This is a genomic window from Epilithonimonas sp. (assembly GCF_056329745.1).
The window spans coordinates 30,351-50,971 of the sequence record NZ_JBWEYV010000024.1; the positions used below are offsets into that span (position 1 = coordinate 30,351).

At 41.2% G+C, this 20,621-nt stretch carries 17 protein-coding genes; 11 read left to right on the forward strand and 6 right to left on the reverse strand.

Annotated elements, in window-relative coordinates; translation table 11 throughout:
• The first annotated feature begins 47 nt into the window (after window positions 1-47).
• The 8 genes from map to AC00Y6_RS14310 all read left to right on the forward strand — a co-directional run bounded on the left by map (window position 48) and on the right by AC00Y6_RS14310 (window position 12,718).
• The gene (gene map, locus AC00Y6_RS14275) at window positions 48-857 is read left to right on the forward strand and encodes a type I methionyl aminopeptidase (protein ID WP_474491282.1); all 810 of its coding nucleotides are present in this window, start codon (window positions 48-50) and stop codon (window positions 855-857) included.
• A gap of 24 nt (window positions 858-881) precedes the next feature.
• Window positions 882-1,649, forward strand: a complete 768-nt coding sequence (locus AC00Y6_RS14280; RefSeq protein WP_474491283.1) for a methyltransferase domain-containing protein — start codon at window positions 882-884, stop codon at window positions 1,647-1,649.
• A gap of 209 nt (window positions 1,650-1,858) precedes the next feature.
• A complete protein-coding gene (locus tag AC00Y6_RS14285) occupies window positions 1,859-3,007 on the forward strand; it encodes an efflux RND transporter periplasmic adaptor subunit (protein WP_474491284.1) in 1,149 nt (382 codons plus the stop codon).
• A gap of 80 nt (window positions 3,008-3,087) precedes the next feature.
• Window positions 3,088-6,234, forward strand: coding sequence for an efflux RND transporter permease subunit (locus AC00Y6_RS14290; RefSeq protein ID WP_474491285.1), 3,147 nt, complete (start codon window positions 3,088-3,090; stop codon window positions 6,232-6,234).
• A 21-nt stretch (window positions 6,235-6,255) separates the two neighbouring features.
• Window positions 6,256-7,656: a TolC family protein gene (locus tag AC00Y6_RS14295; RefSeq protein WP_474491286.1), complete on the forward strand. Its 1,401-nt coding sequence runs from the start codon at window positions 6,256-6,258 to the stop codon at window positions 7,654-7,656.
• A 197-nt stretch (window positions 7,657-7,853) separates the two neighbouring features.
• Window positions 7,854-8,558 carry a class I SAM-dependent methyltransferase gene (locus AC00Y6_RS14300; protein WP_474491287.1) on the forward strand — a complete coding sequence of 235 codons (705 nt, stop codon included), beginning with the start codon at window positions 7,854-7,856 and terminating at the stop codon, window positions 8,556-8,558.
• Between the two features lie 408 nt (window positions 8,559-8,966).
• A complete protein-coding gene (gene uvrA / locus AC00Y6_RS14305; protein ID WP_474491288.1) occupies window positions 8,967-11,513 on the forward strand; it encodes an excinuclease ABC subunit UvrA in 2,547 nt (848 codons plus the stop codon).
• 155 nt (window positions 11,514-11,668) lie between these two features.
• Window positions 11,669-12,718, forward strand: a complete 1,050-nt coding sequence (locus AC00Y6_RS14310; protein WP_474491289.1) for an alpha/beta fold hydrolase — start codon at window positions 11,669-11,671, stop codon at window positions 12,716-12,718.
• Here AC00Y6_RS14310 and AC00Y6_RS14315 read toward each other — a convergent pair.
• Both AC00Y6_RS14315 and AC00Y6_RS14320 read right to left on the reverse strand, forming a co-directional pair.
• Window positions 12,715-12,924, reverse strand: a complete 210-nt coding sequence (locus tag AC00Y6_RS14315; protein WP_474491290.1) for a hypervirulence associated TUDOR domain-containing protein — start codon at window positions 12,922-12,924, stop codon at window positions 12,715-12,717. The genes AC00Y6_RS14310 and AC00Y6_RS14315 overlap by 4 nt on opposite strands.
• 19 nt (window positions 12,925-12,943) lie before the next feature.
• The gene (locus tag AC00Y6_RS14320) at window positions 12,944-13,651 is read right to left on the reverse strand and encodes an SMUG2 DNA glycosylase family protein (RefSeq protein WP_474491291.1); all 708 of its coding nucleotides are present in this window, start codon (window positions 13,649-13,651) and stop codon (window positions 12,944-12,946) included.
• A 188-nt stretch (window positions 13,652-13,839) separates the two neighbouring features.
• Here AC00Y6_RS14320 and purC point away from each other — a divergent pair, with 188 nt between their 5' ends.
• The 3 genes from purC (at window position 13,840) to AC00Y6_RS14335 (ending at window position 16,777) form a co-directional block, all read left to right on the forward strand.
• A complete protein-coding gene (gene purC, locus AC00Y6_RS14325) occupies window positions 13,840-14,562 on the forward strand; it encodes a phosphoribosylaminoimidazolesuccinocarboxamide synthase (RefSeq protein ID WP_474491292.1) in 723 nt (240 codons plus the stop codon).
• 18 nt (window positions 14,563-14,580) lie between these two features.
• Window positions 14,581-16,092, forward strand: coding sequence for an amidophosphoribosyltransferase (gene purF / locus AC00Y6_RS14330; protein ID WP_474491293.1), 1,512 nt, complete (start codon window positions 14,581-14,583; stop codon window positions 16,090-16,092).
• Between the two features lie 265 nt (window positions 16,093-16,357).
• Window positions 16,358-16,777, forward strand: a complete 420-nt coding sequence (locus AC00Y6_RS14335) for a nucleoside-diphosphate kinase (RefSeq protein ID WP_474491294.1) — start codon at window positions 16,358-16,360, stop codon at window positions 16,775-16,777.
• A 191-nt stretch (window positions 16,778-16,968) separates the two neighbouring features.
• Here AC00Y6_RS14335 and rpe read toward each other — a convergent pair whose 3' ends face one another.
• From rpe to AC00Y6_RS14355, 4 genes are all read right to left on the reverse strand, one after another.
• Window positions 16,969-17,619, reverse strand: a complete 651-nt coding sequence (gene rpe / locus AC00Y6_RS14340) for a ribulose-phosphate 3-epimerase (protein WP_076783824.1) — start codon at window positions 17,617-17,619, stop codon at window positions 16,969-16,971.
• A 180-nt stretch (window positions 17,620-17,799) separates the two neighbouring features.
• Window positions 17,800-18,768 carry a C-type lectin domain-containing protein gene (locus tag AC00Y6_RS14345; protein WP_474491295.1) on the reverse strand — a complete coding sequence of 323 codons (969 nt, stop codon included), beginning with the start codon at window positions 18,766-18,768 and terminating at the stop codon, window positions 17,800-17,802.
• Between the two features lies 1 nt (window position 18,769).
• Window positions 18,770-19,678, reverse strand: a complete 909-nt coding sequence (locus tag AC00Y6_RS14350) for a C-type lectin domain-containing protein (protein ID WP_474491296.1) — start codon at window positions 19,676-19,678, stop codon at window positions 18,770-18,772.
• 11 nt (window positions 19,679-19,689) lie between these two features.
• Window positions 19,690-20,583 carry a C-type lectin domain-containing protein gene (locus tag AC00Y6_RS14355; protein WP_474491297.1) on the reverse strand — a complete coding sequence of 298 codons (894 nt, stop codon included), beginning with the start codon at window positions 20,581-20,583 and terminating at the stop codon, window positions 19,690-19,692.
• Window positions 20,584-20,621 lie beyond the last annotated feature (38 nt).

Here is a 20,621-nt window from a genome sequence, read left to right on the forward strand (position 1 = left end):
TATCCAAATCTGTCATCTACTATCTTTCAATCAATATTTCAAAAAAAATGATTCAGTTAAAAACAATAGAAGAGCTTCGCTTAATGAAGCAAAGTGCAAGATTGGTATCACAAACCTTGGGGATGCTCGCCAAAGAGATCAAACCAGGTGTTACAACACTATATTTGGATAAACTGGCACATGATTTTATCAAAGATCATGGTGCTGAGCCAGCATTCTTAGGCTACGGCGGTTTTCCGGCTTCACTTTGTATTTCTCCAAACGAGCAAGTGGTTCATGGTATTCCCAATGCTGCACCTGTGGAAGAGGGTACGATTCTTTCTGTAGACTGTGGTGTGGACTGGAAAGGGTTTGTGGGCGACCATGCTTACACGTTCGAAGTGGGTGAAGTTGCCCCAGAAGTCAAAAAACTTTTGAAAGTGACCAAAGAATCTTTGTACAAAGGTATTGAGCAGTGCGTGCGTGGTAAGCGCGTTGGCGATATTTCTTACGCTATCCAAAGCTATTGTGAAAAAGAAGGTTATGGCGTGGTGCGTGAGCTTGTTGGTCATGGTGTAGGACGTGTAATGCACGAAGATCCTCAGGTTCCCAACTATGGCAGAAGCGGAAGCGGTAAAGTCTTGAAAGACGGTATTGCCCTGGCGATAGAGCCAATGATTAACTTGGGAACAGAGAAAGTAAAATTCCATAGGGATGGCTGGACGGTGACTACCGCAGATAACAAGCCTTCTGCACACTTTGAGCATGACGTGTGCATCATTGCTGGGAAACCCGTTCTCTTGTCCACTTACCAATATATCTACGATGCATTGGGAATTGAGTCTGATGAGGAAAAAGCTTTTCAGATTGATTTTTAATCAGATTAATCTTTCCGTAAAACCTTGAAAAAACTCGCCAAATTTCTTTTAAACAGCATTCCGAGGCCTGCACTTATCCAACTAAGTATCCTGGCAAGGCCTGTTATTTATCAGATTTTTAGAGGCAATAATTTTTATGACCCCATTGATGAAAGGTCATACCGTAAGTTTTTGCCTTATGGATACGGTAAGCAGCGCGCCAACGCTTTATCACCGGGGACATTGTCTTTGGAGAGGCACAGGCAAATGTGGTTGTACCTTCAAAATGAAACCAAGTTTTTTACGGATAACTTAAAGGTTTTGCACATTGCGCCGGAGCAGGAATTTCTGCGTCGGTTCAAGAAAATGCCCAACCTTGATTATACTTCGGCCGATCTTTTTTCACCAATCGTGGATGTGAAGGCGGATATTCTGGATCTACCTTTTGCGGATAATAGTTTTGACGTTATCATCTGTAACCACGTTTTGGAACATATAGTGGATGACCGAAAGGCAATGTCGGAATTGTATCGTGTGATGAGGCCTGGTGGTTGGGGAATTCTACAGGTTCCCATGAAAAATTCTCTGGCACATACTTATGAAGATTTCAGCATTACAGATCCCAAAGAGCGGCAAAAGCATTTTGGGCAATATGATCATGTCCGCTGGTATGGCATGGATTATTTTGACCGCCTGCAAAGTGTTGGGTTTGATGTAGAAATCAATTATTACTCACAAAAATTTACTGAGGCCGAATCCAGTAAATTTGGATTAAACAGAAGTGAGATCTTACCGGTGGTTCGTAAGAGTTAACATTAATTTCTTTATATTCAGTCAAACATTTGTTTGATTTACATGTTAATTTTTCTTTAAAATTAATTTTTAAGGTATTGGATATCAATAATAATAGTTTTTGTTGATTATATTTGATAGATTTTATAAGTAAAGACATAACATCCGTTTTATAATTAATCAATAAATTTGAACGTTTGTTTGAAATATACATCTTAAAAATAGTATCTATGAGGAATACCGCGCTTAGTTTTTTTGTTGTTTTAAGTCTCTTAACTGCCTGTTCCAAGTCAGAAAAGAAAGATAACACTAAAGAATTGCCGCCCCAACCATACCAATATATTGTTGCAAATAGTGGCCCAGCAGAAAATCTTACGCAATACCCAGCCCGGCTTGAAGGTGTAGAAAATGTAGAAATCCGGCCAAAAATTGATGGTTTTGTAGAGAAGATCTATGTGGATGAAGGCAGCCAGGTTAAAAAAGGACAATTGCTATTCTTGATAAGAAATCCTCAGTATGAACAGTCTGTACTGGCAGCTCAGGCAGCGGTTAACAGTGCCAAGGCTCAGGTGGCAACATCACAGATGCAGGTGACAAAAACCAAACCTCTTGTAGATAAAAAAATTATCTCCGCTTACGAGTTGCAGGCGGCAGAGTTAGCTCTTAAATCGTCTAAAGCTGCCTTGGCAGAGACTCAGGCGCAGTTGAGTAATGCTCAGGTCAACCAAGGATATACTAGGTTATACAGCCCTGTAAGCGGTGTTGTGGGAACGCTGCCTTATAAAGCCGGTAGCTACATTAGTAGTTCTACAGCTCAAGCGTTGACCACTGTCTCTAATATTTCCAGCATCTATGCTTATTTCTCTATTAATGAAAAACAGCAGCTGGAGTTTTTCAAACATTCTCCCGGAGCCACTATTCAGGATAAAATTAAAAACTCACCTCTTGTAGATCTGGTGTTATCTGATGGCAGCAAATATGATCAAAAGGGCAAAATAGAATCTATTAGCGGACTTGTAGACCCTAATACGGGCTCTTTTTCTATGAGAGCTACATTTGCCAACCCGCAGGGGCTTCTGAGAAGCGGTTACAGTGCCACCATTCAGTTACCGAATAATCTGGAAAATGTGATTATCATTCCACAGGCAGCAACTTATGAGCTTCAGGGCAAAGTATTTGTTTACCTGATTGGTAACAATAATAAAGTCAAATCAACCGAAATTAAAGTTGAGGATTTGCCGGATGGTTTAACCTACGCTGTAACTTCTGGCCTTAAAAAAGGAGACAAAATTGTGGTAGAAGGCATAGGACTTCTCAAAGATGATACACAGGTAGTTCCGAAAGAAACCAGTTTACAGAGCGTGCTCAACAAAAAATAATCTTAGCCTTATTTATTAATATTTAGAGGAATTAAAACGTTGTTTGATGGGTTTTTAATCTTCTTTAAACTATTGGATATATGTTTAAAAAATTTATAGAACGTCCCGTTTTATCCACGGTTATTTCTATCATTATCGTTATTCTCGGTGTTTTGGGAATCGTTACATTGCCTGTTTCTCAGTATCCGGATATTGCGCCACCAACAGTGGTCGTTAATGCCAGTTATATGGGGGCTAATGCAGACGTGATTCTCAAAAGTGTGATTGTACCACTGGAAGAGCAGATAAACGGGGTAGAAGGTATGACCTATATGACATCCACTGCTACCAATGATGGTACCGGTTCGGTGACGGTTTATTTCAAGCAAGGCGTCAATCCGGATATTGCTGCTGTAAACGTTCAGAACAGGGTATCGAGAGCAAATTCGCTACTACCGAAAGAAGTAACGCAGGCGGGTGTTACTGTGACCAAGAGACAAAGTTCCAATGTATTGATCTTTTCTTTATACAGCCAGAATCCTGCTTATGACATGACATTTTTGCAGAATTATGCCAACATCAATATTGTACCACAAATTAAGCGTGTAACCGGGGTGGGTGATGTTACCGTATTTGGAGCAAAGGACTATTCCATCAGGATTTGGCTAGATCCCAACAAAATGGCCAGCTATGGTCTTGTACCTTCGGATATCAGCAGTGTTTTAGCAGAACAGAATATAGAAGCCGCCCCCGGAAGTCTTGGTGACGAAAGTAGCCAGAGTTTTCGTTATACCCTCAAGTATAAAGGAAGGCTGACACAAATTCCGGAGTTTGATAATATTGTTCTGAAGGCAACGGAAAATGGACAAATCCTTAAACTAAAAGATGTTGCAAGAGTAGAGTTGGGCGCCCAGGATTATACGGGCAGTAGTGCTACCGACGGTTATCCGGCGATAGGGATGGCGGTCGCTCAGACGGCTGGATCCAATGCCCAAGATGTTATTAATCAATCTATTGCTGTACTGGATAAAGCACAAGCCTCTTTCCCAAAGGGTATCAAATATGAAGCACTCGTTAATGCCAATGATTTTTTGGATGCATCTATAGAAAAGGTGATTCATACCCTTTTTGAAGCATTTATATTGGTTTTTATCGTGGTGTTCCTATTCCTGCAGGACTGGCGGTCTACGCTTATACCGGCCATATCGGTTCCGGTAGCTATTGTGGGTACATTCTTTTTTCTGGATATATTTGGTTTTACCATCAATCTCTTAACCCTGTTTGCATTAATCTTGGCTGTTGGTATTGTGGTGGATGACGCGATTGTGGTGGTTGAAGCGGTTCACAGTAAATTGGAACAAGGTGAAAAGTCACCACTCAGAGCCAGTATCAGTGCTATGGACGAGATTAGTGGTGCAATTATCAGTATAACGTTGGTGATGGCGGCGGTTTTTATCCCGGTAAGTTTTATATCAGGATCTGCGGGTGTTTTCTACAAGCAGTTTGGTCTTACTCTGGCTATCTCTATCGTATTGTCAGCGGTTAATGCTTTAACACTAAGCCCCGCCTTGTGTGCCATCTTTTTAAAACCACATTCACACGAGGATAAGAAAAAGAACTTTTTACAGCGTTTCTTTGATAATTTCAATACCGTTTTTGATGTATTTGTGGCAAGGTATTCGCGAGGCATTCTTTTTCTGCTCAGAAAGAAATGGATGGCTTTTGCAGGACTCGCCGTGTTTGCGACAATTTTTGTTTGGCTAATGAATACAACACCTAAATCTTTTGTACCCAGTGAAGATATGGGCGGAATTTTTATGGATATTTCCTTGCCGATTGGTTCTAATGAAAACCGAACCAAAGAAGTCATGGCCAAAGTTGAAAACATTGTAAAAAAGCAACCCGAAGTGTTGCATATTTTCAAAGTATCGGGTAGAGGGATGATCAGCGGAACAGGTTCCAACAATGGGATGTTGATTGTAAAACTAAAAGATTGGAAAGACCGTACAGCAAAAGGCTCGGATTTACAATCATTTGTTGCCAGAATGTATAAGGAAACAGCCGGTATCAAGGATGCTAAAATGACTTTCTTTGGTCGCCCAACTCTTCAAGGTTTTGGTAATGCGGCAGGTTTTGAAATGCAGGTACAGGATCAGAAGGGGGGAAGTATCTCAGATCTCAACAAGGTGACTAATGATTTTATTGATAAAATGAATCAGCAACCCGAGATTCAGAAAACTTTTACATCCTTTAATCCCAATTATCCTCAATATATGATTGATATTGACGTGCCTACAGCCAAGGCAGCAGGATTTTCAGTGTCGGATCTTTTAAGTACAATGCAAGGTTATTATGGTGGAGTGTACTCATCCAATATCAATTTGTTTGGTAAACAATATAGGGTTATTTATCAGGCACCTTTTCAGGATAGAGAAAATCTTGAAAGTTTTAATATGATTAAGGTCCGTAATTCCAAAGGTGAGATGGCACCGCTTAGCCGTTTTATTACCGCAAAAAAAGTGTACGGGCCACAAACTGTTGGCAGATTTAACTTATTTACAGCTATTTCTCTGAATGGTACTCCCAACCCGGGATTCTCTTCTGGGGATGCAATCAGTACAGTAGAGAGGGTTGCCAAACAAACATTACCACAAGGTTATGGCTACGAGTTTTCCGGCCTTACAAGAGAAGAAGTAACTGCAGGAAGCCAGACAGTTTATATATTTATACTGTGTTGTGTATTTGTCTATTTTCTATTGGCAGCGCAGTATGAGAGCTACCTTTTACCCTTTGCTGTGATGTTGTCTTTACCGGTTGGTTTGGCTGGTGTAATGATGTTTAGCAGTTGGATTGGTGGCTCAAATAATATTTATACCCAGATCTCTCTTATTATGTTGATTGGGTTACTAGCCAAAAATGCCATCCTTATTGTAGAATTTGCCTTGGATGCTAGGAAAAAAGGCTACACCATTGCCCATGCTGCGATTAGTGGTGCCAAGCAGAGGATTAGGCCAATTCTTATGACCTCTTTTGCATTCATATTTGGATTGATTCCATTGGCCATTTCTACCGGGGCAGGTGCTGTCGGTAACCAGTCAATTGGCATTGGTGCGATTGGAGGGATGTTGTTCGGGACTATTTTTGGTGTATTTTTTATTCCAATTCTGTTTGCGGTGTTTATGTATCTGCAGGAGAAAGTGAGTGGTAAAAAAGATCTGGATAAATACGAAGGTGAACTAAGCGAATAACCAAAAACAAGTTGTAATCAGATGAAAATTAGAATATCAAATTTAATCCTATTAGCAGGCGTTGCTGGTTTTTTTCATTCGTGTAAAGTCACCGAAACTTATCAGAATCCAAAAATAGAGCAGTCGCGTCAGAATCTTTTCCGGGAGAAAACCAGTTCAGACAGTCTTTCTGTTGCCAATGTGTCATGGAATCAAATTTTTACAGATAATAAACTTCAAAATATTATTCGTAAAACAATTGCCAATAATCTGGATCTTAAGGTGGCAGTGGCAAAAATTCAAGAAGCCGATGCTATTTTTAAGCAATCTAAACTTCAGAATCTTCCTAGCTTAGATGCCGTTGCGGGAATTAAGGAAACCAAAAATAGTTCTGCTGCGCAGGCAAACACATTTGTAATGCCGGATTTGCTAAATTACCAATTGGGAATTTCCACCGGTTGGGAAGTGGATATCTGGGGCAGGATTGCATCATTAAAACGTTCAGCTTATGCGGGATTTTTACAAACCGATGCCGCTAAAAGAGCCGTTCAGACACAACTTGTGGCGCAGGCTGCCAGCTTTTATTATCAATTGCTGTCGCTGGACAAACAGCTTGAAATTACAAAACAAACCATCGAGCTTAGGAAAAAAGATGTTGAAACTGTGCAGGCACTCATGACGGCGGCTTATCTTACAGGTGCCGATGTAGAGCAAAGCAAGGCCAACCTATATTCTGCACAGTTATCAGTCCCCGATTTGGAATTGCAGATTCAGCAAACCGAAAATGCCTTGAGTATCTTGATGAATGATAATCCACAGGCTGTGGAAAGAAACAGACTGGATGACCAACAGATTTATACCGACCTCAAAACCGGCGTGCCCACATCTCTGTTAAAAAACAGACCAGATGTTCAGGCGGCAGAATTAACCTTCCGTCAGGCATTTGAAAACAAAAATATGGCTTTGGCACAGGTTTATCCCACGTTTAGTATTACAGGGACTTTAGGCTTATCCTCCAGAACTTTGGAAAATTTCTTTACCAACTCCCTGTTTTATACAGTGGGCGGTACGCTTACACAAAATATTTTCCAAATGGGCAATAGGAAAACCCAGGTTAAAGTGATGGAGGCCCGTAAAATGCAGGCTTATTATACATTTGAGAAAACGTTACTCACGGCCGGATCCGAGGTTTCAAATGCTTTATTGTCTTATCAAAAAGCCAAAGAAAAAGAAGATACGCGACAATTACAGATACAATCTTTGGAAAAGGCTCTAGAATTTAATAAAGAATTGCTAACCTACTCGTCACATGTTAATTATGTCAATGTTTTAACATCGGAGCAATCCCTTCTAGCGGCAAAATTATCGGCAGTCAACGATAAGCTTCAGCAATTGAGAGCCGTCACCGAATTTTATAGAGCTTTGGGAGGTGGCCAGTTCTAGTTAAAATAATATCTCAATTATTTTTTTGGAGCTATTCCCGCTATCCACTGTATCTTTTTTGCTGCCTTGGCTTTTTCCATGCCGCAAAAAAGGATGCCGTTTCTATCGGGGCTATGGGTTTTGCCCTTCGTTAAAACTTAACAGCAAATTGTACCTATCTTTGTAAAATATTAGAAACGTACAATCAGAGATTAATTATGAAAGATCTAATGGGGCAGGCGATTTGGGATTTTTATCATCAAAAAAATTCCGCAGACCTGCAGACAGAAACATCCATATCAGAGCTGGATGAATTACCGGTAAAATACCTCTTTCGCGATTTCGCCTCGATGAATAAAATCGAACAAAAAGCCTTGAAACTGTCTTCAGGAAAGGTTTTGGATGTGGGGGCAGGAGCCGGTTCTCATGCCTTGTATCTTCAGGATGAACTGAAATTGGATGTTACTGCCATTGATATTTCCCCAAAAGCAATAGAAATTTGTAAAGAACGCGGTGTCAGAAAAGCTTATTCAGACAATCTGCTGCAATTTTCGGCGGAAACATTCGATACGATTCTTTTGTTGATGAATGGAACTGGGATTTTTCAAAGCCTGAATGTGATTGATATTTATCTTCAGAAATTAAACAGTTTACTCAATAAAGATGGCCAAATCTTGATTGATAGTACAGATATTTTATATATGTTTGATACCGATGAAGATGGTGGCGTTTTCATTCCGGCAGACGGCTATTATGGCGACCTGGATTACATCGTCCATTATAAAAACGAGTCGGAAGATCCTATTAAATGGCTGTATTTAGATTATAATACGCTGAAGAATGCCGCAGAACAGAACAACTTTAATATAGAAAAAGTCTTGCAGGATGAGGATTCTTACCTAGCAAAACTAACCAAAAAATAGTTTTATAAATAATTAAAAAAGATAGTAAATCCTTTAGAAAATATTTTAAGATTTATTCTCCAAGTGTAATTTTCATTAAATGTAACGGTCGTACGCATTAAGCTAGAAATTTATTCAACTTTCATTAGCATTTTATTTATAGAGCAAAATTTATCTAATATCCTGTAAATCTGCTCCTTTTTTGATATTTTTTGTTTAGAACTAATTATATATTAGAAACTTTTATTTCTTTAAGTCCAATTTATTTTAATGGTAAACTTAAAAAAATTGACTTTCTATTTCTTCAGGTGGAATTAGAAATATTTGGTAGAACCATGAATTCTTATGCCTTAAAGCTACGATCAACCATTTAAAAGCCTCCACTTTTTCACCATAAAATTTGCTTGTTTGCGTGACTAATGCTAACTTTTGGGTTCAGATAAAATAACGATGGGCAACAGCAATCAAAAAGAATACAATGGATTCATAACACTGAAAGGCGGCCGCGAGAATAATCTAAAAAATATCAATGTAAGTATCCCGCGGGATGCATTGGTTGTATTTACCGGCGTTTCCGGCTCTGGCAAATCCTCCCTGGCCTTTGGGACACTCTACGCAGAGGCGCAGCGCCGCTACCTGGAGTCGGTATCTCCATACGCCCGTCGCCTGTTTAATCAGATGCAGGTGCCGGATCTGGATGAGGTTACTGGCCTGCCACCCGCAATTGCCCTACAGCAGCAGCGTGGGGCTTTTAGCAGCCGGTCATCCGTAGGCAGCGTTACTACCATTTCCAACCTTCTCCGGATGCTCTATTCGCGTGCCGGGGATTATCCTCCTGGCCTGCCAACTGTGCATGCAGAGTTCTTTTCGCCCAACACCCCGGAGGGTGCCTGCCCCAGATGTCATGGCCTGGGGCGCATCTATGAAGTATCGGAAAAGCTTATGGTTCCCGATGACAGCCTCAGCATCCGGGAGCGTGCTGTAGCCTCCTGGCCCACGGCATGGCAGGGGCAAAACCTTAGAGACATCCTTATTTCCATGGGTTATAATGTGGACATCCCGTGGCGAGACCTACCCAAAAAGCAGCGCGACTTTATCCTTTATACCAATGAGCAACCTGTGATGCCTGTCTATCCCAGGCTGTCTCCGCAGGAAGTAAAACAAGCCATCGAAGAAAAACGCAAACCGTCCTACATGGGGACTTTTACAGGAGCCAAACGCTATATCATGCAGACTTTTGCCAATAGCCAGAGCCAGCTGATGAAAAACCGCGTCAGCCGGTTTATGATAAGCACTGTTTGCCCTACGTGCCACGGCAAAAGGCTGAGGAAGGATGCCCTGGCTGTTACCTATCACAGGATGGATATTACAGAACTGTCCGCCCTGCCTGTCGAAGATCTTTATGAGCTGTTCCGCAAGGATGCAGGCGGAAACCCTACGGGTAAAAACAACCAATCACCGGAGCGTGTGGTGGTAAAACAGCGTATAGCAGCCGACCTTGCATCCCGGATGCAGATTATTATAGACCTGGGACTCGGCTATCTAAGCCTTGGCAGGAGTACACCCTCGCTCTCTCCCGGCGAACTGCAACGGCTGCGGCTGGCAACACAGATTAGGTCTAACCTTTTTGGTGTGGTTTATGTGCTGGATGAGCCTTCTGCTGGCCTACACCCAGCCGATACCCACGAACTGCTAAAAGCACTGGACCAGCTGAAGGAAGGCGGCAACTCTATCCTGGTAGTAGAGCATGAGACAGACGTTATCCGCCATGCCGACTGGATTGTAGATGTAGGGCCGGGGGCTGGCCAGCATGGTGGTGAAATACTATACAGCGGTAATGCAGAAGGCCTGCAGGATGTTACCAATTCTGTTACGCGGCAATACCTTTATGATAAGCCCCATACCCTTAACAATAAGCCCCGCACCCCGGAAGGCTGGCTAAAGCTGGAGCATGTTTCCCATAATAACCTGAATGATATTAATGTTGATTTCCCTCTGGGGGTATTAACCAGCGTTACCGGCGTATCGGGCTCGGGTAAAAGCAGCTTGGTGAGCCAGGCATTGGTTAATTTATTAAATGACAGGATGAATGCCACAGCAGACGAAGAAGATAATGAAACCGACAGCCTGCTGCTTGCCGAGAATGAGCAAAAACCTGTTACCGGGACAGTGACCGCAGGCAGGGACCTGATCCGCAGGCTGGTACCGATAGACCAAAAACCAATAGGCCGCACACCACGCTCTAACCTGGCAACTTACAGTGGCATATTCGACGGGATCAGGAAAATATTCGCGGCCACTCCCCAAGCCCGCCAACAGCATTACGACGCCGGCTGGTTCTCATTTAATGTGGCCAAAGGCCGTTGCCCGCGCTGTAAAGGGGAAGGCATGGTGATGGTAGAGCTCCTGTTCCTGCCCAGTGTCTATACGCCCTGCCCGGAGTGCCATGGCAGCAGGTACAGCCAACAGGTTTTGCAGGTTAAATACAAGGATAAGAATATTGCCGACGTACTGGGCTTAACTGTAGAAGAGGCTCTGGCTTTTTTTCAGGATGAGCCAGTTATTTCGCGGGGTCTTCAGGTAGCATCTGATCTGGGGTTGGGCTACCTTAAACTGGGGCAACCCGCAACGGAACTCTCCGGCGGCGAGGCACAACGCATCAAGCTGGTAACCGAACTGCAAAAAACACAGCACAAAGGAACATTATACGTTTTGGATGAGCCAACCACCGGCCTGCACCCTGCAGATACAGACCGCCTGTTGCAGCAACTTAGGAACTTGGCACAGGCGGGGAGCACCGTCATTGTGGTGGAGCATGACCTGCAGATTATAGCACAAAGTGACTGGATTATAGAGATAGGACCCGGTGCGGGAAGGCATGGCGGCAAAGTGGTGGCGGCCTGCACCCCGGCAGATTTTGTTAATCAGCAAAATAGTGTGACGGCACCTTACCTTCGGGAATATATTAAGGGATAAAATCTGTGGGTTTTATCCGCCGGAGTAATACCTGATATGATGGATTTCTTGTTCTGCATCAGCGTTTGACCGGTTTATGACGCAATGGTTTTAAGCTGGTTTTCTATTTTATGATTTTTTATTATTTTTAAAACAGAGATAAACTTAAAAAACGTATGAATACAGGAAACACATTTTACAATAGAGAGCATCATGGTGATTTTGAGTTGATTTCGCTGGGCGAATTCAAACTGAGCGAAGGTGGAATCATCCCGGATCTGCAACTGGCAGTAAGAACCCGCGGCACGCTGAATGCCGATAAATCCAATGCTATATTAATCCCCACATGGTATAGTGGTACTACAAAAATATGGGAAGATGTTTACATTGGTGAAGGCCGTGCCTTGGATTCGGCAAAGTATTTTATCATTCTTGTCAACCAGATTGGCAACGGTCTTTCTACATCGGCAAACAATGCGCCGAAACCCATCCATGCCGGTCATTTCCCAAAAGTTAGGATAGAAGATGATGTTAAGGCACAATACCAGCTTTTGACGCAACATTTTGGGATACAGCAATTGGAGCTGGTTGTGGGTGGTTCTATGGGCGCACAGCAAACCTATGAGTGGATCGTCCGCTTTCCTGATTTTATGAGAAAAGCAGCACCTATTGCCGGCTACGCCAAAAACAGTGAACACGATTTCATCTTTACACAGACGCTGATTGACACCATTTCGTCAGATCCTAATTTTAAAGATGGCTTCTATACAGACCAAGCGGCTATGGTACCTGCTCTTAAACGCCAGGGTAATATTTGGAATGTGATGGGTTTTTCTCCAGAAATGTTCCGCCAAAAAGCTTATAAAGCATTAGGTTTTGACACGGCTGAGGCTTTTACAAAGGGCTTTACCGAAGAATATTTTGCCGTGATGGATCCCAATGTACTGCAAACCTGTGCCTGGAAATGGCAGCGTGGCGACGTAAGCAGAAACACCGGTGGCGATTTGGCTGCCGCACTAGGCCGCGTAAAAGCTAAAGTATTTGTGATGCCAATTGACCACGACATGTTTTTTATACAAAATGACTGTCAACTAGAGCAGGAACTGATCCCGAACAGTGAGTTGCGCCCGCTTAAGAGCATTTGGGGACATCTGGCTTTATTTGGCATGGATAAAGATTATTTGGAGGAGGTAGATCGCCACCTGCGCGATTTGTTAAACCTTTAGATTTTAGTCAAGGCAGAGTCTTTGTGGGCGGCTATATGGTTAGATTTATCACTTTTAATTTCATATTGAGGCTCTGTTTCGGTGGCGTGATGGGTGTAACCTTTGTAATTGAAATTGGTTGTATGTATTTTTATAATCGTTCCCGAAACATGTCCTGCCTCTGAGTTCCAACTGACTTTATCGCCAATTTTAAATTTTGTTTTCATTGTTCTGGTTAATTAATAATTATAAAAGATCATTATCCATTCCGTTTAGGGTTAATATATACTTATCAATGTAAAGTTGTTTCTCTTTTGATTTGTATTGCTGTATATAACGCGGGTGCTCCAGTATTTCGATTTGATCAAACAAATGAGCTTCATGGTTAAGCTTTTGGATAAAACCTGCATTTTTCTTGCCCAATACAAAAACTCTGGATGTATCCAGTCCCAGGTCGATATGTTTCTTTAAAGATTGAATCATGAAATCTTTAACCATGGCAAAGAGACTGTTGTCATCATAATAATTAGCGTTCACCCAACTGTTGTCTTTATTTTTTCTGATAATCGCCAGTGGAAAAGGAGAGTTGATATAGAATTTGCTGTAAAACTTTTTCGCACCGCCAAATGCCGCAATCATATCATAAATGAAAACAGAGGAAACTTCGTGGGTGTGGGCAGATTTCATTTCAATTCCGCAAACATCTTTCAGCCGTTTTGTGTCGGTAAAGGGAATGCCCGTTACACCTGCGCCGTGCCTGCTAGGGTTGATTCCTACAATGAATTTCCGTGGTTTCACATCATTATAATATTTGTGGTAAAACTGTTGCATCACATCCAGCGTTTCGGGATTGTCTAGGTAAGGATTGAGAACCCTAAAGCCATCCGGCAGTAATCCGGTATAATTTAAATTTTTGTTAAACTCAATCACTTTATCTCCAAATGTTGTCTGCATAATCCTTTTAGCTGTTTTTCTTTAACAAAATTAATACCTCGATTCTTGTGGCACAAACAAATTTTACACAATTAATAATCCCATCAAAAAGAAATATAAAATTCGTAAATTTGTGCATAAATCTAATTGTAAAAAGTTTAATCAGAAATTGGTGATCCAATGTCTTGTTTAATAAAATGAAAGTAATTATGAGTGAAAAGAAAGAAATGCTTTACGAAGGTAAGGCTAAACAGGTTTTTGCTACAGACAAGCCTGATGAAGTGGTGGTGCGTTACAAAGATGACGCAACCGCTTTCAATGCCCAAAAACGCGGGCAGTTTGACAGAAAAGGCGAACTGAACAACGCTATTTCTACATTAATCTTCGGTTATCTTGCAGAGAACGGTATTCCAACGCACTTTATTCAAAAATTGGATGACAGAGAGCAGCTGGTAAAAAAAGTAGACATTATTCCGTTGGAAATGGTGGTGCGTAATTACGCCGCAGGAAGTATGGCTCAGAGGTTGGGCGTGGAAGAAGGTACCAAATCTCCGGTAACGATCTTTGACATCTGCTACAAAAAAGACGAATTGGGAGATCCATTAATTAATGATTATCAGGCGGTTTTTTTAGGTGCTGCAAGCTTTGATGAGCTGAAGGAAATGTATGCCTTGACCGATAAAATTAATCAACTGCTTATATCATTATTTGACAAAATGAACGTAATCCTTGTTGATTTCAAAATAGAATTGGGAAAAACATCGGATGGTAAAATTGTTTTGGCAGACGAAATTTCTCCTGATACTTGCAGGCTTTGGGATAAGGACACAATGAAAAAACTTGACAAGGACAGGTTCCGAAGAGATTTGGGAGAAATCACCGAAGCTTATGTCGAGATTTATAACAGATTACGAACAGCTTTAGAAAAATAAAATCCGAGAAACAGTAGAATGGATTTAGAATTTCAACAATATAGCACATTACCAAAATACGCTTTCCAGAACAGATATCAGGATTTTGAAGACAGCAAGCACCTTTCCAAAGAAGAATTAGGAAATTACCCTTTTGATAAAATGGAAGAGGAGTGTGGCGTTTTTGGATTGCATTCTGATGAAAAACAGGATACGTTTTCCCTTTCACAATTTGGTCTTTTTGCCTTACAGCACCGCGGTCAGGAGGCTTGCGGTATAGCAGTGGGTAACAAGGGAAAGATATTTTCTGTGAAAGATGAGGGTTTGGTTTTGGATGTTTTTAAAACGATTGGGGAGCCCGAGCAGTTTATGGGAAGTTCTGTCATCGGCCATACACGTTATACAACTGCAGGAGATAAAAAGAAATATAATTTTCAACCGTTTTTTGCCAAGAATGAGTATGACCAGATCATCCTATCCATTGCGCACAACGGGAATCTTACCAACGCCAAGCAACTCAGGAAAGAGTTGGAGGACGAAGGTGTGGTATTTCGCGCAACTTCGGATACCGAGGTTATTTTAAGACTGATTCAGAAAAATCTGGATCTTGGTCTGCGAGGCGCTATTAAAGCAACGATGGAGAAGATAGAAGGTGCTTATTCGGTGGTTGGGATCACCAGAAACAAGTTTTTCGCTTTCCGAGATTTTAACGGAATCAGGCCTTTGGTTTTGGGAGCTATTGACGAGAATACTTTTGTGGTCGCTTCGGAAACCTGCGCATTAGATGGGATTGGCGCACAATACGTGAGGGATATTTTACCTGGCGAAATTGTTTATACCAGCGATAATGAAGAAGGTTTGCAATCTTACCTTGTAAAAGAAGATTGTGTGAATAAAATTTGTGCATTTGAGTACATCTATTTTGCAAGACCGGACTCCACATTGGAGGGTATTAACGTGCACGAAGTTCGTGAAAAATCGGGGATGAAAATCTGGGAACAAGCACCTGTGGAAGCGGATATTGTTATCGGCGTTCCGGACTCGGGCGTTCCTGCGGCTATCGGTTTTTCCAAAGCATCAGGCATACCTTTTCGCCCAGTTTTGATCAAAAACAGATATATTGGAAGGTCATTTATTATCCCGTCTCAGGAGATGAGGGAACATTTTGTAAACCTTAAACTCAATCCTATTATTTCTGAAATGAAGGATAAAAGAGTGGTTATTATAGATGATTCAATTGTACGCGGAACGACATCCAAACGACTGGTTAAGATTCTTAAAAATGCTGGAGTTAAGGAGATACACTTTAGGAGTGTTTCCCCACCAATTGTTGCACCTTGCTTTTTAGGTATCGATACACCTACCAAGGATGACCTCATCTCTGCCAACATGTCCAAAGAAGAATTAAGGAAATATCTGGATGTTGACAGTCTTGAGTTTTTGACCGTTGACAACTTAATTAACATACTGGGCTCACCAAACCATTGCTTTGGTTGCTTTACAGAGAAGTATCCGGTTGCCAATCCAGAAATGGTGGATCTGTTCGAGTAAATTGGATTTCACAGCAATAAATTTCAGTGCGCCAAGACATAGTTAGTTTGGCGCATTTGTTTTATCTAACTAATTGATTCCACAAAAAAACCCCAACCGAAGTTGGGGTAAAAACTAATAACCATGAAAACTCAAATTAAACATGAGAATCAATAGTATTGAAACAAATACTGTGCCAATAAATCGACTCTTTTGAAAAGAATTTCCGTTGACAAAATTAAGGAAAAAATATTGTAAATTTGCAGTTCTAAAAAATAAATTTAAAATGTCAGGAAAAATCACATTTACCATGATTAAGCCAGATGCTGTAGCTGATGGACATATTGGTGCGATTCTTGGAAAAATCAGCGAAGCTGGTTTTAAAATCAAAGCTCTGAAATTAACCCAATTGACGGTAGCAGATGCTAAAAAATTCTATGAAGTTCACGCGGAGAGACCATTCTATGGGGAGTTGGTAGATTTTATGTCTTCAGGGCCAATTGTGGCTGCAGTATTGGAAAAGGATAATGCGGTAGAAGATTTCAGAACTGTGATTGGTTCTACAAACCCTGCCGAAGCTGCTGAAGGTACGATTAGAAAAATGTTTGCAAGAAGCATTGGAGAGAATGCGGTTCATGGTTCTGATTCTGATGAAAATGCGCTTATAGAAGCTCAGTTCCATTTTTCAGGAAGAGAGATTTTCTAATACATTTCCCGGAAATGTCATACATAAAAAGCTGTCAGATTTTGACAGCTTTTTCCGTTTTTTCTGGAACTGGCCCCGATGTTAACGGCATCCTTTTTTGTAATTGTGCTCTATAACATCCTTTTTTTGACAAATGCTCTGTAACATTATAAAAAAGATACAATGGACAGCGGGATGAAGCTCCCCATTATTTAGATTTTCAGGAGTTCTATGGTTTTTTCAGGATTTTCTGATGAGAAAACAGCATTACCTGCAACCAAAACGTCTGCACCGGCATCAAAAAGCCTTGAGGCATTATCCAGATTAACGCCGCCATCTACCTGAATCAGTGCTGTAGAATTGTTCCCTAAAATCAAATCTTTAGTCTCACTGATTTTTTTATAAGTATTATCGATAAATTTTTGCCCGCCAAATCCGGGATTGACACTCATCAGCAAAACCAAATCCACATCAGAGATAATGTCTTCCAAAAGCAAAACAGGCGTAGCAGGATTAAGTACAACACCCGCTTTTGCGCCTTTGTTCTGAATCTGGTGAATCACCCGGTGCAGATGCGTACATGCCTCATAATGGACGGAGACAAGGTCCGCGCCGTGTTCTATGAATTCTTCTACATATTTTTCGGGTTCTACAATCATCAGGTGGACGTCCACAAATTTTTTGGCGTGCTGCTGGATCGTTTTCATCACGGGAAATCCAAAAGAAATGTTGGGAACAAAACGCCCATCCATCACATCTACATGAAGCCAGTCTGCCTGAGAATGATTTAGCATCTCTATGTCTCTCTGCAGGTTTCCAAAATCAGCAGACAAAAGGGAAGGTGCTATAAGCTTGTTTTTCATTTTTACGATTTATTTAAAAGATTTGTAAATTCTTAATTGATCTAGTTTTAGTAAATTTTACAAGTTACTTTTTGATGCAACAAATTTATATAAATCAGAAATCCCATCATAAAAATTTCATCATTAATGATAGCGCCTTGCTTCATTTTTAAAATAATTCAATATGCCAAGAGCGAATCATTATTGCTCGAATTCTATAATTATTTCAGAAAACGATCCTCCCCATCCACCAGACCCGCCAGCTGTACATGCAAAGTCATTCCAAGTTCTTTGTCTTCCCAAACTAACGGAGGTGACATGTGTACAACCTTCGTTTCCTCCTTGATTATTAGGCTCGGTAGGATTATTAGGGTTTAGAGAAAAATAATGTTGCATATAGGGTAGAGATGCTACAGTTCCCCAGCTGACTCTTGATTTTTCCCCAGTTATCCATGTAAACTCTGTAGTATTCCCGGAATATTTGATTTTATTATAACCTATCCAAATGTGGCTGGCAAGGTTGTATCCTGTCGTATTTTCTATCAAGTTGGTTCTAACCCAGTTCCACTCATCAGTTGATGTAAAAGTGGCGAGATAGCCGCCTCTGCTTTTAGCCGCACTGAATGCCTGTGACCAGGTCATCCCCGCATTGTAATTGCTGTCATTCACAACTCCTTTTCTGTAGCCGCAATACCAATGATCATTACCTCCGCTCGCCTTCGTCCATTGTTTACAACCCAGCCCGGTTAAAGTGATTCCGTTGTCTGAAAAAGAAGAATCATTATGTGTTCCGTTGGCAACATAACCCAAAAAGGTAGGGAAAACGCCATTGGTAATAACATTTACTTCCGTGTCATCGGCAAATGGATACCATTTGTTGGTTTTCCAATAGTAGTAGGCTGGTTTTAGTTCTGTATCTGTATCGCCACTGAGAGTGGTGGTGTTAAAAACTATCAGCCCGTCTGCAGGAAGCGGAATTGTCAGTTTATCAGTACGGCTTAATAATGCTACATTAGGGCCTTCAAAACCCTTGTTTGTGGCCACCACATCCAAAACAGCCGATGGGTCTGGGGTTTCTGTTCCTATTCCTACATTTTTATTTTGAGAATAGACTTGTGCGTAAGAAATTAAAAGAATTGCTATGCTAAAAAAGTATTTGTTTTTCATCATTTTAGTTTGTGAATTCAATGATTAAATTGGTGTAATTTGTAGTGGTACTACAGGTATCAGAATACCAAAGACGTGAACTGTTGGTTGCGCTGCTGGCAATGTATGAGCATTTTGAGGTATTGTCAGTTGTGGCGTCCGCCGGTTGCCCTGTTGCAAAATGATCCTGTGTGGATGCGGAGTTTGCCCAAAACATATCCCAGGTTTCTCCGGTAATGAACTCATACTTATTGACCCAGCTGTTATTACCCGGCCTTCTTACTTTTACATAACCTATCCATATTTTTTGATTAAGCACAGATCCTCCCAATCCAAGACCGTCATTAATAATGTTATCCAGTACAAAAGCCCATTCGTTTTGAGAAGTTACGGTAAGAAGGTAACCATTTGTACTCTGTGCCATGTTGAAAGCTGTCCCAAAATCTGTGACTTTGTCAATGGTATATGCACAGTAACTGTGTCCGTTGCCACCGGCTGTTTTTTCCCATTTTTTGCATCGTTGTTTGGTAGCCGTATTACCGCCAAAGCTAATGCTGGATGGTGCTGTAGAACCGGCTGCTGTTGGATTGTATCCTAAGATATTTTGATCCACAAGCTGTATGATGGTGTTTGTAGATGTCAATCCCATAGAAACCCAGTGTGGAGTGGGGCTTAACTTCCAATAGTAATATCCCGGAGTGACGTCTCCTACAGTTTGAGTATTAAAAACCATAATTCCTTCTTTTGGATTGCTTACCGGTGATGATACGGTTGTAGATGATAAAGCAACACGTGGCAGAATAACTCCCTGATTGCTGGCATCTAGTTGTAAATCTGCAGACATTTCTTCACTACCTGCCGGCACGTTGATCTGGACTTGTGCGCTAATCATTCCAAAAAGAAAAAGGCTAAGGAATAAATATATATTTTTCATGCATTATCAAATTAGTTGTTATGGAATTCAATGATGATAAAATCAAAATTTGCGGTGTTGCTGCAGTTGTCTTTATACCATTGTCTATTGCTGTTGGTTGTACTGTTTGCTATTTTAATACAACCTGGTGTTGTAGGCACAACATTCCCGCTAGAGTCATAAGCGGCGGGCTGATCCGTTGCAAAATTGGTTTCACTGGAAGATGTTGACCAGTTAACCATAGATTTTTCAGCAGTAATCCAGGTGTAAGCTCCTGCGTTTCCTTTAAAAGGAACATAATTAAAGCCAATCCAACTGTCATGGTTACTGTTGCCTGTCCCATCCAGCAGGTTGGTTTTAATAAAATTCCATTCGTCATTGGTAGTAATTACAGGCAAGTAGCCGCCATATACTTTACCAATATTGAAGGCCTGTTCCCATGTTACTCCATTATTGAGGTTAAAAGAGCAGTATGTGTGACCATTAAACGCAGCACATTTAGATTTGGTAGATATAACACCAGAAACATTCAATGAGTTGGGTACATCTGCTGTAGAGGTCAGGATGCGTGGCGCATAGCCTAATGTCGAAGCACTTATCCCAAGGGATGTTGCATTTTTGTAGGTTTCATTCCCATTCCCAAAAGGTATCCAGCTCGTGCCGTATTTATAATAATATTTTGCAGGAAAAGAGGTACTTGCTGTTTTGTTGTATACCAGTAATCCGTCGGCAGGATTTGTAATGGGATTAAAGGGGTTTTCGGACGTTGGGCTTAATACAACCCTTGGTGGTAAAAAACCACGTTTGCTGTCGGACATATCCAATGCTGCCGAGGGATGTGGCGGATTGGTATTGATCCCTACCTGCGCACTGTAATTGACAGATAAAGCTACTAAAAAAATTGATAATAAATTTATAGAGGTCATAACTTAACTACATACTAAATCAGCTTGTGAGATTGGGT

What these genes read in the sequence shown, in the direction of transcription:
- map (WP_474491282.1), top strand. Translation starts at nt 48, where the DNA reads ATGATTCAGTTAAAAACAATAGAAGAGCTTCGCTTAATGAAGCAAAGT.
- AC00Y6_RS14285 (WP_474491284.1), top strand. Translation starts at nt 1,859, where the DNA reads ATGAGGAATACCGCGCTTAGTTTTTTTGTTGTTTTAAGTCTCTTAACT.
- AC00Y6_RS14290 (WP_474491285.1), top strand. Translation starts at nt 3,088, where the DNA reads ATGTTTAAAAAATTTATAGAACGTCCCGTTTTATCCACGGTTATTTCT.
- AC00Y6_RS14295 (WP_474491286.1), top strand. Translation starts at nt 6,256, where the DNA reads ATGAAAATTAGAATATCAAATTTAATCCTATTAGCAGGCGTTGCTGGT.
- AC00Y6_RS14300 (WP_474491287.1), top strand. Translation starts at nt 7,854, where the DNA reads ATGAAAGATCTAATGGGGCAGGCGATTTGGGATTTTTATCATCAAAAA.
- AC00Y6_RS14310 (WP_474491289.1), top strand. Translation starts at nt 11,669, where the DNA reads ATGAATACAGGAAACACATTTTACAATAGAGAGCATCATGGTGATTTT.
- AC00Y6_RS14315 (WP_474491290.1), bottom strand. Translation starts at nt 12,924, where the DNA reads ATGAAAACAAAATTTAAAATTGGCGATAAAGTCAGTTGGAACTCAGAG.
- AC00Y6_RS14320 (WP_474491291.1), bottom strand. Translation starts at nt 13,651, where the DNA reads ATGCAGACAACATTTGGAGATAAAGTGATTGAGTTTAACAAAAATTTA.
- purC (WP_474491292.1), top strand. Translation starts at nt 13,840, where the DNA reads ATGAGTGAAAAGAAAGAAATGCTTTACGAAGGTAAGGCTAAACAGGTT.
- purF (WP_474491293.1), top strand. Translation starts at nt 14,581, where the DNA reads ATGGATTTAGAATTTCAACAATATAGCACATTACCAAAATACGCTTTC.
- AC00Y6_RS14335 (WP_474491294.1), top strand. Translation starts at nt 16,358, where the DNA reads ATGTCAGGAAAAATCACATTTACCATGATTAAGCCAGATGCTGTAGCT.
- rpe (WP_076783824.1), bottom strand. Translation starts at nt 17,619, where the DNA reads ATGAAAAACAAGCTTATAGCACCTTCCCTTTTGTCTGCTGATTTTGGA.
- AC00Y6_RS14345 (WP_474491295.1), bottom strand. Translation starts at nt 18,768, where the DNA reads ATGATGAAAAACAAATACTTTTTTAGCATAGCAATTCTTTTAATTTCT.
- AC00Y6_RS14350 (WP_474491296.1), bottom strand. Translation starts at nt 19,678, where the DNA reads ATGAAAAATATATATTTATTCCTTAGCCTTTTTCTTTTTGGAATGATT.
- AC00Y6_RS14355 (WP_474491297.1), bottom strand. Translation starts at nt 20,583, where the DNA reads ATGACCTCTATAAATTTATTATCAATTTTTTTAGTAGCTTTATCTGTC.